Origin of the sequence: Mesorhizobium sp. LSJC285A00 (assembly GCF_000503155.1) — a bacterium.
Lineage (GTDB): Bacteria > Pseudomonadota > Alphaproteobacteria > Rhizobiales > Rhizobiaceae > Mesorhizobium.
Window position 1 is genome coordinate 85,368 of sequence record NZ_AYVK01000016.1, and the last position, 12,153, is coordinate 97,520.

Sequence of the window (12,153 nt, forward strand, 5' to 3'; positions counted from 1 at the left end):
CGAGATGGAATATATCAATATCCAACGGAGGATATTCGATGCCGCTCTATATCCGCGACGACGAAGTGGATGCGCTGGCCAGCAGATTGCAACGCGAGACGAACGCTCCGAGCAAAACGGAGGCGGTGCGGGTCGCGCTCGTGCACGAACTTGAGCGCAATCGGGCGAAGGTGCCGCTGCGCGATCGGATCGCCAGTCTTCAGGACAGGGCCAGGAAGCTTGGCCTGCCCAATCCCGATTTCGATATGAAGAAGTTCACCGACGAGATGTGGGAAGACTGATGTTTGTCGACGCGTCGGTGATCGTCGCCATTCTCAACCAGGAACCTGGGTGGGAGGAATTGCTGAAGCAGCTATCCGGTTTTTCCGGGCAGGTCTGGGTTTCTCCGTTGGTTCACTTCGAAGCAACACAGGCATTGGCAAGGGCCGGCGCCGGCCCGCGCAGACCCAGCGCTGAAGCCCTTCTCCATGCCCGCGATCTGATCGATGAGTTCATTGTGGAGATCATGGGAGAGAGTCTGGCCATTGACGACAACATCGGCTCTCGGGCCATTGACGCGAGTGCCCGTTACGGCAAAGCCGTTGGCCACAAGGCGGATCTGAATCTCGGGGACTGTTTTGCTTACGCCTGCGCGAAAAGCCGCGATCTTCCACTGCTATACAAAGGCCATGATTTTGCACAGACCGATTTAGGATAATTCGGCCCTTTTGTTGATTGCGGGGAATAATTTAGCCGATCAACTCGTTATCTCACTGCTTGGGTGACCGGGGCGGCAGACCGCTTCGCGCTGGCCGCTTGCGCCGCGCCGGGAAGGCGCGTTCAATCGGGTTAAACAAGGGCGACCTCAGAACCAGCGGTCATGGACGAAAAGAAGGCAGCAATCCTTGGCGAAATACCGCGCCTGCGCCGCTACGCACGCTCGCTTCTGCGCGACCGCGAATCCGCTGACGATCTCGTCCAGGATTGCCTCGAACGAGCGCTCTTGCGGCTTGAAAGCTGGCAGACGGGAGAAAGCCCCCGGAGGTGGCTGTTTACGATCATGCATCATTTGTTCATCGATCAGATGCGCAAGGTGAACCGGCGCGGTGAGGCGGCGATCCTGCCGCTTGACGCAAACGAGGCGCAGGCAGTCCCCGCCGAGCAGGCCGAGAACGCCGCCTCGCGCGAGATCATCGACGCATTGCAGGCGATCAGCCCCGACCGCCGCGCCGCTCTAGTCATGGTCGCCATCGAAGGATTCTCCTATGCCGAAGCCGCCAACATTCTCGGCGTGCCCGCCGGCACGCTGATGTCGCGCATAGCGCGCGGACGCGAGGAGCTGCGCAGCCTGCTCGATGACACGGCGCGCCGCCGCTCGATAAGGATCGTCGAGAAATGACCCGCCGCGATTTTTCCGAACGCGATATCCACATGGCTCTCGACGGCGAGCTGCCGGGCGACGAGCGCGCCGCCTACGACGCCTGGATCGACGCCAATCCCGAAATGAAGGCGAAAAGCGCCCGCTACACCGCCGACCGCGCCGCGTTGCGCGCCGCCTTTGCCGGTGTGCTCGACGAGCCCGTGCCGGTGCTGTTCAAGCAGATCGTTAGCGGTGAAGGCGCGACCAAGGCGGCGGCGCGGCAGTCGCGCTGGTGGCTTGCGGCCGCGGCGGCCGCAGTGCTCGTCATCGGCGGTCTTGGCGGCTATTTTGCCGGCATCGACGGCATCGGCAGGGAAGATGGCGCCGATGACCAACTGGCCGAAGAGGCGATCGCCGCCCATGTCATCTATGCCGCCGAACAGCGCCATGCGGTGGAAGTGCCGGCAAGCGACAAGGATCACCTGCAGACCTGGCTGTCCAACCGCGTCGGCCTGAAACTGGTGGCGCCGGATCTGGTGGCGGAAGGCTTCCAGCTGGTTGGCGGCCGGCTGCTGCCGGCCGGCCAGGGCAAGGCAGCGATGCTGCTTTACGAGGACGCCAAGGGTCAGCGCATCTCCTTGTTCGTTACCGCTGATTCCTCAGCCAAGTCCAAGGGCACCTACATGGCCGAGGCCGACGGCCCCGAGGCGGTCTACTGGCTGGACAAGGGCTATGCCTGCGCCGTCGTCGGCTCGCTGCCGCGCGAGCAACTGGCTGCGGTCGCCAAGCGGGCCTACGGTCAGCTTCTGGCTGGTATCGCCAGTTAAGCGCATTCCGTTTCGGGAATGCGCCGGGGTAGAAAGTGTCACAATTCGGCCCTATTCGAAGTGCGATAGCGCTTGATGGATATCGGCGTTTCGGCTGATGTTTGCGACGTTTTTGACTGCGGTCTTTTCCTCCACCCAATCGAGGTTTTCCAAACCCGCATGCCTGCCGAGATTCGCAAGGCCCGCGCGTCCGACGTCGATGACCTCGCCGCCATCGAGAAGGCGGTCTTTTCCAGTGACCGCATTTCCCGGCGCTCCTTCCGCTTGTTGATCGAACGCGAGACAGCCGAGATGCTGGTCGCCGAAAGCGATGGTCGTGTCGCCGGCTACGCCATCGTGCTGTTTCGCAAGGGCAGCGGCGTCGCCCGGCTCTATTCGCTTGCCACCAGCCCGTTTTTCAGGGGCCGCGGCATTGGCCGCATGCTGCTTGCAGCGGCCGAAGAAGCTGCCTTCGAGCACGACCGCATGATGTTGCGTCTCGAAGTGCGCGAGGACAATCTTCGCGCCATTGGCATCTATGAGCAGAGCGGCTACCGCAAGATCGGTCGCGAGCCTCACTATTACGAGGATGGCGCCACCGCGCTGCGCTACGAAAAGACCTTGCGCGGCGATATTCCGGTCGCCACCAAAGTCCCGTTCTACCAGCAGACCTGCGAGTTCACCTGCGGTCCATGCTGCCTGATGATGGCGATGGCCAATTTCGATTCCGGCTTCGTGCCCGATCCGGTCATGGAAATCCGCCTATGGCGCGAGGCAACGACCGTGTTCATGATGTCCGGCCCGGGCGGCTGCGAGCCCTTCGGCCTTGCGGTTTCCGGCTACGAAAGCGGGCTTGCGGCGGAAATCTTCGTGTCCTTCTATGGCGCGCTGTTCTTGCAATCGGTGCGCAGCGACGACAAGCGCCGGGTGATGGAACTTGCCCAGGTGGACTTTCGCCGCCGCGCGGAACTTTACGGCATCCCGGTGAATTACCGTCCGTTCACCATCGATGATATCCGCGGCGCCCTGGCTCAGGGAAAACTGGTGCTGGTGCTGATCAGCGGCTTCCTGATGTTCGGCAAGAAGGTGCCGCATTGGGTGCTGGCTATCGGCGACGATGGCGACCACATCCTGATCCACGATCCCTGGGTCGAGGACGAAAGACAGGAGACCATCCTCGATGCCGCCAACATTCCCGTGCCGCACGGCATCTTCATGAACATGGCGCAATTCGGCCGCGACGGACTGCGTGCTGCCATCACTCTTGGGAAACGCTGATAACAATGACCTGGGTCATCCTCACCGGCCGTCAGAACGATCTCGACCCGGCGGCGACGCCGCACAAGATCATCACCAACCGTGACTATCTTGCGCATCCGGCGCTGTTTCGCGGCCAGCAGCCGAAGGTCATCAACCTGTCGAACAATTACGCCTACCAGAGCCGCGGCTATTATGCCTCTCTGCTCGCCGGTTCGCGCGGCCACAAGGTCATCCCGACGGTCGAGACGATGATCGACCTGTCCGAGCGCAAGCTCTACGAGCACGCGCTGCCGGAACTGGAGCTGGCGCTCAACAAATGTCGCAAGGATCTCGGTGGCGTATTCCCGCAAAAAATCTGCATCTTCTTCGGCATCGGACCGTCGAAGGTCTGGGACCGCTTCGCCAAGCTGTTGTTCGACTGGTTCCGCGCTCCGGCGCTTGAGGTTCACATCAAGGACAGCGCCGAATGGGCTTCGATCCGCAAGATCGGCTTCCTGCCGCTGGCCAGGATGGCCGAGGAGGAAGAAGCCCTCNCGCTACACCTTCGCCACGCTGGTCGATCCGCATGAGGAACTGCCGCCGTCGGAGATTTCCTCGCTGCGTTACTGGGCCAAGATCGCCGAAAAGATGGGCGTCGAAATCGAGCCGATCACCAGGAAGGACCTGGCCAAGCTCGCCAATTACGACGCGCTGTTCATCCGCGAGACCACCTCGATCTCAAACCACACCTACCGCTTCGCGCGCCGCGCCCAGCAGGAAGGCATGCCGGTGATCGACGACCCGCTGTCGATGATCCGCTGCACCAACAAGGTCTATCTCAACGAACTGATGGCCTACAACAAGGTGCCGGTGCCGCCGACGGTGATGATAGCCGGCACCTCGGACCTCGAACTGGCGGCGCAGACGCTGGGCTTTCCGCTGGTGCTGAAGATCCCGGATTCATCGTTCTCGCGCGGCGTCAAGAAATGCGGCAACTTCGAAGAACTGAAGACGCTCGCCACCGAGTGGCTGGAGGATTCCGATCTCCTGATCGCGCAGAAATTCATCCCGACCGAATATGACTGGCGCGTCGGCGTGCTCGGTGGGCAGCCGCTGTTTGCCGTGCATTATCTGATGGCGAAAAAACACTGGCAGATCGTCAACCACAAGGCCAGCGGCAAGCCCGACCAGGGCGGCATCAAGACCTTCACGCTGAAAGAGACGCCGCCGCATGTCGTCGACACCGCGGTGAAGGCGGCGCGCTGCATCGGCGACGGGCTTTACGGCGTCGATCTCAAGGAAACCAAGGATGGCGTCTTCGTCATCGAGGTCAACGACAACCCGAACCTCGACCATGGCTGGGAGGATTCCGGCGAAAAGGACGAAGTCTGGGTGCGGCTGACGCAATGGTTCCTGGAGCGGCTGGACCGTCCCGGGCGTTAGTTTGCGGTCCCGGGCGGTAATTCAACCGAGGGGGAAAAATGCAGTTCATCGTCATCGAGGATTTCACCGGCTGCGACCGCAAGGAGATCTACCGCCGTTTCGGCGAGCGCGGCAGATTGAAGCCGGACGCGCTTGTCGTGCACCACTCCTGGATCGCGGCTGATATGAGCCGCTGCTTCCTGCTGGTCGAGGCCGATGACGTCACGCTGCTGCAGCGCTGGGTCATCGAATGGTCTGACCTGGTGGAGTTCGAGATCATTCCCGTGGCGACGAACAAGGACATGGTCGCCGCACTGGCCGGCCATCTCTGAGCAGTTCGGTCCATCAGCCGAGCACCGGCGAACCCACCGACCGCCGGCATTCCTCAATCAGCCAATTGCGAAACGCCGCCACCAGGTCGCGCCTTGCACTGCGTTCCGGGATCGTCAGGCAATAGGGCTGACGCAGCGCGATCGATAGGGCATTAGCCCGGACCAAACGGCCCAATTCCAGCGCCCCGGCGCAATAAATGCCTTGCGCCAGCGCCACGCCCAGCCCTGAAATGGCAAGGTCGAGCGCTGCCCGCGACGAGTTCGCCGACAGGCCGCGCTGCACTGTGCGGCCGGGCTCTATGCCCGCCGCCTCGAACCATGTGCGCCAAGACGGAAACGACGCGCCGGTCGGTCCCCAGTCGGTGTGAATCAGTGGCAGGCCGGCGAGGCTGTCGGTTTTGGCGGTGAGTTCTGGCGCGCAGACGGGGTAGACGGCGTCCCTGACGATCTCCTCGCTCGGGTGTTCACGATAGTGCGGGCCGAAGGACAGCCGGATGTCGATCAGTTCGCGGTCGAACGGCACCGGATCGTCATCGCCGCGCAGGGATATGTCGACGGCGCCGTGGCTGGCGACAAAGCCGGCGAGGCGTTCGGAAAGCCAGCCCATCGCCATGGACGGCGGCACCGATACGACAAGCCGCGGGCGGAAGGCATCGCTGCCACGCGCGATGCTGCCGATCTCCCGAAAAGCCAGGGTCAGCCGGGGCAGCATCTCGACGCCGGCTTCCGTCAGCACCACGCGGCGGTTGACGCGATGGAACAGTTTTCGACCCATCTGCTCCTCGACGGTGCGAATGAGCTGGCTGACCGCAGCCGCCGAGATCGAGAGCTCATCCGCCGCTGCGGCGAAACTCCCCGAGCGCGCCGCCGCCTCGAAGGCTTGAAGTCCTCTCAGGGAAGGAAGCGCGGTCATTGGGTGATCCGATAGGTAAGGTCAGCTTATCTGTGTCGCAGAAATCCTCGTCTTTCGAAAGCTTTCTTATTCGAGTAGCTTGGCGCCATGACCGTATCGGCCCAGTTTGAACCCAGAGACCATCGCGACGTCATCGCGTCCCTGACCAATGAGCAGCGCAGTCGCCTGACCGGCAAGTCGGACGGGCCGGGTCTGGTCCAACTCGCCTTCCATCTCGGCGCGATTGTGGCTATCGGCGGGCTGATTGCGGCCAAGGTGTCGTACTGGCCGCTGTTGATGTTGCCGCAAGGCATTCTTATCGTCTTCCTGTTCACGCTGCTGCATGAGACGGTGCACAGGACGGCGTTCGAGACGCAGTGGCTCAACCATGCCGCCGCAAGGGTCTGCAGCCTGGCGATCGCGCTGCCCGCCGTCTGGTTTCGCTATTTCCACTTCGCCCATCACCGTTTCACCCAGGATCCAGAGAACGATCCGGAACTCGCCTTCCCGAAACCGGAGACGATGCGGCAATACATCGTCCACGTCTCGGGCCTGCCGGTGTGGTGGGGGCATTTGCAGACACTCTACACCAACGCGATTGGCGGCTGCCACGACAGCTACGTGCCGCCGAAAGGCCTGCCCAAGGTGCGCACTGAAGCCCGCGCCATGATCGCTTTCTATGTCGTGGTCGCCGCGCTAGCCCTGTGGTTCGAGGCAAGTGTACTGCTCTATGTCTGGATCGTGCCGGCGCTGCTCGGCCAGCCCTTCCTCAGGCTCTATCTGCTGGCCGAGCATGGCCGCTGCCCGCTTGTCGCCAACATGCTGGAAAACACCCGCACCACGCTGACCAACTTGCTGGTGCGCAAAGTCGCCTGGAACATGCCGTATCACGCCGAGCACCACGCCTATCCCGGCGTGCCCTTCCATCGGCTGCCGGCCTTCCACCAGCTGATCGAGCGCCATCTCCAAGTCGTCGAACCCGGCTATGTCAGCTTCCACGAGAAATACGTCGAGACCTTGCGCTGAGGCGCTCGGCCGTCAGCGTAGCGTCTGCTCAACGAGCGTGACGAAATAGCGGAGCACGGTGGGGACGATGGCATCGTTGAAGACATAGCGATCGCCGTGCAGCCCTTCGCCCGGTCTGACCGCTCCTGCGCCGACCCAGGCATAGCAGCCGCCGGCTTCGCGGACCATGTAGGCAAAATCCTCGCAGCCGAGGCTCGGGTTGAATGCGGTCTCGACCTGCTCGCGGCCGACAACCGCCGTTGCCGCCTGGACGGCTTGGGCCGTCGCGGCTGACGTGTTGACCAGCGGCGGGTAGCCTTTCTTGTAGGCGAGCTTGGCGGTGAGGGCATGCGCCGACGCAATGCCTTGCGCGATTTCGCCGATCAGCCTTTCGCAATGGTCCGACAAAGCGGGCTCGAAGAAGCGGCAGGTTCCCTGCAGCCAGACCTTGCCCGGCACGATGTTGCCGACGTTGCCGCCATGGATCTGCGTGATCGAGACGACCAGCGCCCCCTGCGGGTCGACCGAACGGCTGACGATGCGCTGAACGGCTTGAACGAAGGCGCCGGCCGCAAGCACGGGGTCGTCGCCAAGCTGCGGCATGGCGGCATGTGCGCCGGTCCCTTCGAAGGTCAGTTCGAAAGTGTCGACGGCAGCCATCATCGCCCCGGCACGGGCCGCGATCTTTCCGAGCGGCAGCCCCGGCCAGTTGTGGACGGCGTAGACGGCTTCCACGGGGAAGCGCTCGAACAGTCCGTCCTCGATCATCCGCATGCTGCCGCCTTCATTTTCTTCCGCCGGCTGGAAGATGAAACAGACGGTGCCGTCGAAGGCTCTGTTGTCGGCGAGCAGCTTGGCGGCGCCGAGCAGCATCGCGATGTGCCCGTCGTGGCCGCAGGCATGCATCACGCCGTCTTTTTTCGACGCGTGGGGCAGTCCGGTCTTCTCCAGCACGGGCAAGGCATCGAGTTCGGCCCGAAGCCCGATGGCGCGCACGCCTGGTCGTCCTCTGAGGACGCCAACCACGCCGGTGCCGCCTATGCCTTCATGAACCTCGTCAAGCCCGAAGGTGCGCAGCTTGTCGGCGACGAAGCGCGCGGTCTCATACTCTTGGAAACCGAGTTCGGGGTTGGCGTGGATGTGATGCCGCCATTCCACCACCTGCGGGGTGAGGGCGGCGATGGGGTCGTTGTGCAGCATTGCGCTCTCCTTGCCGGCTATCGTAAATTCGGCCTTGTCGATGCCAGCACGTAAAGGATTTGCGCCGGCAGCGTCTTGAACAGGATTGACCGTGTCTGGAATTCAACAGCCTCAGGAGACGACGCAGTTCTGGCGTCATCCGCGCTTTCGCGATCTTGGCATGCTCAAGGCGCGCTTCACGCGGCATCGCTACCAGCTGCACACGCACCCGACCTATGTCGTCGCCCTGATCACGCAAGGGTGCGAGCGGGTCCGCATCGGCAACGAGACTGTCCTCGCGCCGTCGGGCACGGTTCTGCTCGTCAATCCGGAGATATGGCATGACGGCGAGGCGGGCGCCGACCAGGGCTGGGCTTACCGCACCTTCTATCCCTCGGCCTCGCTCGTGGGTGCGATCGCGGACGAACTCGGGCAGGATCGCCCGCCGTTGTTTTCACAAGCGATCGTAGATGATGCCGATCTCGTCCAGGCAGTAGGCGTCGCGCACTTGGCTTCGACATCGGGTGATGCCACGAGCGCCGAAACATCCATGCTGATCGCCTTGCGCAAGCTCATCCTGCGCCATGGCGATTGGGGCGGCCGGCGGCGCGAGGCGGTCGAAAGCTTCGGATCGAAAAGCCGGCTCCGGGTCTATGAACAGGTCATCGAAGACCATCTAAACTCGGGCCTCGATTTGCAGCGGCTCGCTGAAGCCGCAGGCGTGACGCGCTTTCAAGTTATCCGCGATTTCAGGAAAGTGCTGGGTCTCACCCCTGCTGCCTTCATCCGTGACCGCAGGCTGCGCCGTGCCGATCTGCTGATCCGGCAAGGTTCAGATCTCGCCGGTGCCGCCTTTGCGGCCGGCTTCTCCGACCAAAGCCATCTCTCGCGCACCTTCCGCGCCGCGCATGGAATGACGCCGGGGATGTTCAGGCGCGCCGGGACGCTGCCCTCGTCTTGAGAAGTCGAGCCATGTCGGCGGCCTTTGACGGCATGCCGATCAGAAAGCCCTGCGCCTCGACGCAGCCAGCCTTGCGCAATATGTCGAGCTGCGCTTCGGTCTCGACGCCTTCGGCGGTGACGGTGATGCCAAGTTCGGCACCAAGCCCGATGATCGTGCGCACGATCGCCGCCGTGTCCTTGTTGTCGATATCGTGGATGAAGGAGCGGTCGATCTTGATCTTGTCGACGGGAAAACGCCTGAGATAGCCGAGCGACGAATAGCCGGTGCCGAAATCGTCGAGCGCGATGCGGATACCGAGTTCGCGCAGCTGTCTCAGCGTCTTCAGCACCGTCTCGCTCTCATCCATCAGCACGGTCTCGGTGATTTCCAGTTCGAGCCGGCTGGCCGGCACACCGGAAACGGCCAGCGCCGAAATCACGCTGCGGGCAAAGTCGGCGCTTCTGATCTGCACTGCCGAGACATTGACGGCGATGCGCATTCCAGGCGGCCAGCCGGCGGCCACGCTGCAGGCCTGTTTCAGCGCCCATTCGCCCAGCGGAACGATCAGCCCGCTGTCTTCGGCGGCTGCGATGAAATCGTCGGGCGCCACCAGGCCGCGCGTCGGTGAATTCCACCGCATCAACGCTTCGGCGCCGACGATCTTGCCCGACGCGATGTTGGTGATCGGCTGGAACTCCAGCACGAACTCCCGCCGTTTCAGTGCCGTCTCGAGATCGGTTTCGAGCGCCAGGCGCGCCCGCACCAAGGCATCCATGCCGGGCTCGAAAAAGCGGTAGACGTTGCGGCCTTCGCTCTTGCCGCTGTAAAGCGCCATGTCGGCGTTCTTCAAAAGCGTGTCGGCGTCCTTGCCGTCACCGGGATACAGCGCGATGCCAAGGCTGATGCCGACATGCATGTCGCGGCCCTTGTCGCGAAACGGCTGGCTGACGACAGCGACGATGCGTTTTGCCAGTTGTTCCGCATCGGTGGCGCCTTTGGGATTGAACTGCAGGATGGCGAACTCGTCGCCACCGAGGCGGGCGACCACATCGGTGTCGCTGCGCAGGCTGTGCCGCAACCGCTCCGCCACGCATTTCAGCAGCCAGTCACCGGCCGGGTGTCCCCAGGTGTCGTTGACGGCCTTGAAGCGATCGAGGTCGAGCGAGAAGATCGCCAACGGTGTATCGCCGGCCATCGCCTGGTCGAGCCGTTCGCGAAACATCGAGCGGTTGGGCAGGTCGGTCAGCGTGTCGTAATGGGCAAGGTGGCTCATGCGCTCTTCTGCGCGCCGGCGCTCGGTGATGTCTTCGAAGGTCGCCACCCAGCCGCCACCGGCAAGCGGCCGGCGCGCAACCAGCAGCGTTCGGCCATCGGCAAGGCTGCGGTCTGTCGAACGCTCCTCACCGGCCTGCAGGCTGGCTCTGGTGTTGGCGATCTCGCCGTCAATGTCCATCGACGGATAGATGCGCAGTCGCACCATCTGTTCGAGCAGGGCGCGCTGGCTCATGCCGAGCGGGAAGTCGTCAGGCGTGACCTTGTAGAGGTCGAGGAAGCGCTGGTTGCGCACGATCAGCGTGCCTTCGGCGTCGTACATCAACAGGCCTTGCGACATGTTGGCGAGCGCCGCATCGAAGCGGCGGTGCTGCTCCTTCAGTTCCTGCTCGGCCCGCCTTTGCTCCGTAATGTCCTCATAGATCGACACCCAGCCGCCTGAGGCCAGCGGCCGGTGCGTGATGGAAACGATGCGTCCGTCCGACAGTATTTCCTCGTAGGTCGAGGCTTGCGCGCGCTCGATATAGGGCTTGCGGATGGCATACAGGTCTTCGGCGCTCTGTGAGGCGACACCGATGTCGACGCTGTGCTTTAGAATGTCCAGGAACGCGATGCCGGGCCGCACGATCTTCGCGTCGAGGGAGAAGATGCTGATATAGTTGCCGTTGCAGATGATCATGCGCTCGTCGGCGTCGAACATGCACAGCCCATGCGACATATTCTCGACGGCCGCGGAAAAGCGCTCGTTCTGGTGGCGCAGTTCGTCGGCGATCTGCCGTGGCGCGGCGACGCCTCCGGCTCCCCGTCTGCGGACGGGCGAACCACCCTTGACGTGCGCAACGGACATGAGGCGTGCCTGCTGACCGTGATCGAAACCCGGTACTGTGGTTACCGCTGGTTAATTTAGCGTATGTTCACTGCGCCGAATGCACGGCAACCGTTGCCTGGCGTTGCTTTTCAAGCGTTGCGTAGCGTTTGAGGAAGGCAGCTTGCGCCGAGGTCACCGAGTGCGGCTTAAAGTCGAAGCGGTCGGCATTGAACCCGCGCGGCCGGCCGAAGAACTCGGTTGCTTCCGCGGTCGAGAAACCGGCAAGCAGCGTCGCCTCGTAATAGGCGGCGATCTGGTCGGCGCGCTTGATCTCCTTGCGCAAGCCGACGCCGAGTTCGGGCGGCAGCGAAAAGCGCTGATGGATGGCGCGCTGGAGACGCAGCTCACACTCCTTGTAGGAGCCGCCCATTACCGATTTGAACGGCGAGATCATGTCGCCGATGACATATTCCGGCGCGTCATGCAGCAGTGCTGCCAACTGAGCATTGGCCGAGGCGTCCGGCTGCAACTCGCTGAACAGCGCCTCGACCAGCAGCGAATGCTGGGCGACCGAAAAGGCGTGATCGCCGCGGGTCTGCCCGTTCCAGCGGGCGACGCGGGCAAGCCCGTGGGCGATGTCGGAGATTTCGATGTCGAGCGGCGAGGGATCTAGCAGGTCGAGCCGCCGTCCCGACAGCATGCGCTGCCACGCGCGCGGTGGCGCTCCGACGCGATCGGCAGCCATCAGGCGTCCTCCGCGCCGATGGCTTCCCTGGGAAAGCTGAACTGCGCCCAGGCCGGGATAGCGAGCGAGACGGTGACATCACCGGCCAGTACCGGCTGGCCAGCGTCGAGCGCCGCCTTGACCCGGTCGATGCGGGCAATGGCGAGTCCGGCCGTGCCCGCGGTCGAGCCG

General features: G+C 63.2%; 12 protein-coding genes and 2 pseudogenes. 9 read left to right on the forward strand and 5 right to left on the reverse strand.

What is annotated here, in order from left to right; translation table 11 throughout:
• Positions 1-38: 38 nt before the first annotated feature.
• The 7 genes and pseudogenes from X726_RS153385 (at position 39) to X726_RS153360 (ending at position 5,138) form a co-directional block, all read left to right on the forward strand.
• Positions 39-281 carry a type II toxin-antitoxin system VapB family antitoxin gene (locus X726_RS153385; protein WP_023670248.1) on the forward strand — a complete coding sequence of 81 codons (243 nt, stop codon included), beginning with the start codon at positions 39-41 and terminating at the stop codon, positions 279-281.
• A complete protein-coding gene (locus X726_RS153380; protein WP_023670249.1) occupies positions 281-697 on the forward strand; it encodes a type II toxin-antitoxin system VapC family toxin in 417 nt (138 codons plus the stop codon). The genes X726_RS153385 and X726_RS153380 overlap by 1 nt, the downstream gene beginning before the upstream one ends.
• A gap of 162 nt (positions 698-859) precedes the next feature.
• Positions 860-1,378: an RNA polymerase sigma factor gene (locus tag X726_RS153375; protein WP_023670250.1), complete on the forward strand. Its 519-nt coding sequence runs from the start codon at positions 860-862 to the stop codon at positions 1,376-1,378.
• Positions 1,375-2,166 (forward strand): anti-sigma factor, encoded by a 792-nt coding sequence (locus X726_RS153370; protein ID WP_023670251.1) that lies wholly within the window; start codon positions 1,375-1,377, stop codon positions 2,164-2,166. The genes X726_RS153375 and X726_RS153370 overlap by 4 nt, the downstream gene beginning before the upstream one ends.
• 159 nt (positions 2,167-2,325) lie before the next feature.
• On the forward strand, positions 2,326-3,423 hold the full coding sequence (locus X726_RS153365; protein WP_023670253.1) for a peptidase C39 family protein: 1,098 nt from the start codon (positions 2,326-2,328) through the stop codon (positions 3,421-3,423).
• A gap of 5 nt (positions 3,424-3,428) precedes the next feature.
• Positions 3,429-4,827: pseudogene (locus X726_RS01000000166960) on the forward strand (RimK family protein).
• Positions 4,828-4,865: 38 nt separating this feature from the next.
• A complete protein-coding gene (locus X726_RS153360) occupies positions 4,866-5,138 on the forward strand; it encodes a DUF3303 family protein (RefSeq protein ID WP_023670254.1) in 273 nt (90 codons plus the stop codon).
• Between the two features lie 13 nt (positions 5,139-5,151).
• Here X726_RS153360 and X726_RS153355 read toward each other — a convergent pair whose 3' ends face one another.
• Positions 5,152-6,051, reverse strand: a complete 900-nt coding sequence (locus X726_RS153355; RefSeq protein ID WP_023670255.1) for a LysR substrate-binding domain-containing protein — start codon at positions 6,049-6,051, stop codon at positions 5,152-5,154.
• An 87-nt stretch (positions 6,052-6,138) separates the two neighbouring features.
• On the opposite strand from X726_RS153355, the gene X726_RS153350 reads away from it, so the two are divergent.
• On the forward strand, positions 6,139-7,056 hold the full coding sequence (locus X726_RS153350) for a fatty acid desaturase family protein (RefSeq protein ID WP_023670256.1): 918 nt from the start codon (positions 6,139-6,141) through the stop codon (positions 7,054-7,056).
• 12 nt (positions 7,057-7,068) lie between these two features.
• Here X726_RS153350 and X726_RS153345 read toward each other — a convergent pair whose 3' ends face one another.
• The gene (locus X726_RS153345; RefSeq protein ID WP_023670257.1) at positions 7,069-8,235 is read right to left on the reverse strand and encodes an amidohydrolase; all 1,167 of its coding nucleotides are present in this window, start codon (positions 8,233-8,235) and stop codon (positions 7,069-7,071) included.
• Positions 8,236-8,326: 91 nt separating this feature from the next.
• On the opposite strand from X726_RS153345, the gene X726_RS153340 reads away from it, so the two are divergent.
• The gene (locus X726_RS153340) at positions 8,327-9,175 is read left to right on the forward strand and encodes an AraC family transcriptional regulator (protein WP_031196463.1); all 849 of its coding nucleotides are present in this window, start codon (positions 8,327-8,329) and stop codon (positions 9,173-9,175) included.
• Here X726_RS153340 and X726_RS153335 read toward each other — a convergent pair.
• From X726_RS153335 to X726_RS1000000171690, 3 genes and pseudogenes are all read right to left on the reverse strand, one after another.
• On the reverse strand, positions 9,144-11,276 hold the full coding sequence (locus tag X726_RS153335) for an EAL domain-containing protein (protein ID WP_023670259.1): 2,133 nt from the start codon (positions 11,274-11,276) through the stop codon (positions 9,144-9,146). The two genes, X726_RS153340 and X726_RS153335, sit on opposite strands and share 32 nt — an antisense overlap.
• A 67-nt stretch (positions 11,277-11,343) precedes the next feature.
• Positions 11,344-11,982: an HD family hydrolase gene (locus X726_RS153330; protein ID WP_023670260.1), complete on the reverse strand. Its 639-nt coding sequence runs from the start codon at positions 11,980-11,982 to the stop codon at positions 11,344-11,346.
• Positions 11,982-12,153 (reverse strand): annotated as a pseudogene (locus X726_RS1000000171690) (folate-binding protein); the annotation flags it as partial. The gene X726_RS153330 and the pseudogene X726_RS1000000171690, both read right to left, overlap by 1 nt.

Bases quoted from the DNA above. Each gene is read 5' to 3' on its own strand.
- X726_RS153380 (WP_023670249.1), top strand. From the start codon at position 281: ATGTTTGTCGACGCGTCGGTGATCGTCGCCATTCTCAACCAGGAACCT.
- X726_RS153335 (WP_023670259.1), bottom strand. From the start codon at position 11,276: ATGTCCGTTGCGCACGTCAAGGGTGGTTCGCCCGTCCGCAGACGGGGA.
- X726_RS153360 (WP_023670254.1), top strand. From the start codon at position 4,866: ATGCAGTTCATCGTCATCGAGGATTTCACCGGCTGCGACCGCAAGGAG.
- X726_RS153355 (WP_023670255.1), bottom strand. From the start codon at position 6,051: ATGACCGCGCTTCCTTCCCTGAGAGGACTTCAAGCCTTCGAGGCGGCG.
- X726_RS153345 (WP_023670257.1), bottom strand. From the start codon at position 8,235: ATGCTGCACAACGACCCCATCGCCGCCCTCACCCCGCAGGTGGTGGAA.
- X726_RS153370 (WP_023670251.1), top strand. From the start codon at position 1,375: ATGACCCGCCGCGATTTTTCCGAACGCGATATCCACATGGCTCTCGAC.
- X726_RS153330 (WP_023670260.1), bottom strand. From the start codon at position 11,982: ATGGCTGCCGATCGCGTCGGAGCGCCACCGCGCGCGTGGCAGCGCATG.
- X726_RS153350 (WP_023670256.1), top strand. From the start codon at position 6,139: ATGACCGTATCGGCCCAGTTTGAACCCAGAGACCATCGCGACGTCATC.
- X726_RS153385 (WP_023670248.1), top strand. From the start codon at position 39: ATGCCGCTCTATATCCGCGACGACGAAGTGGATGCGCTGGCCAGCAGA.
- X726_RS153365 (WP_023670253.1), top strand. From the start codon at position 2,326: ATGCCTGCCGAGATTCGCAAGGCCCGCGCGTCCGACGTCGATGACCTC.
- X726_RS153375 (WP_023670250.1), top strand. From the start codon at position 860: ATGGACGAAAAGAAGGCAGCAATCCTTGGCGAAATACCGCGCCTGCGC.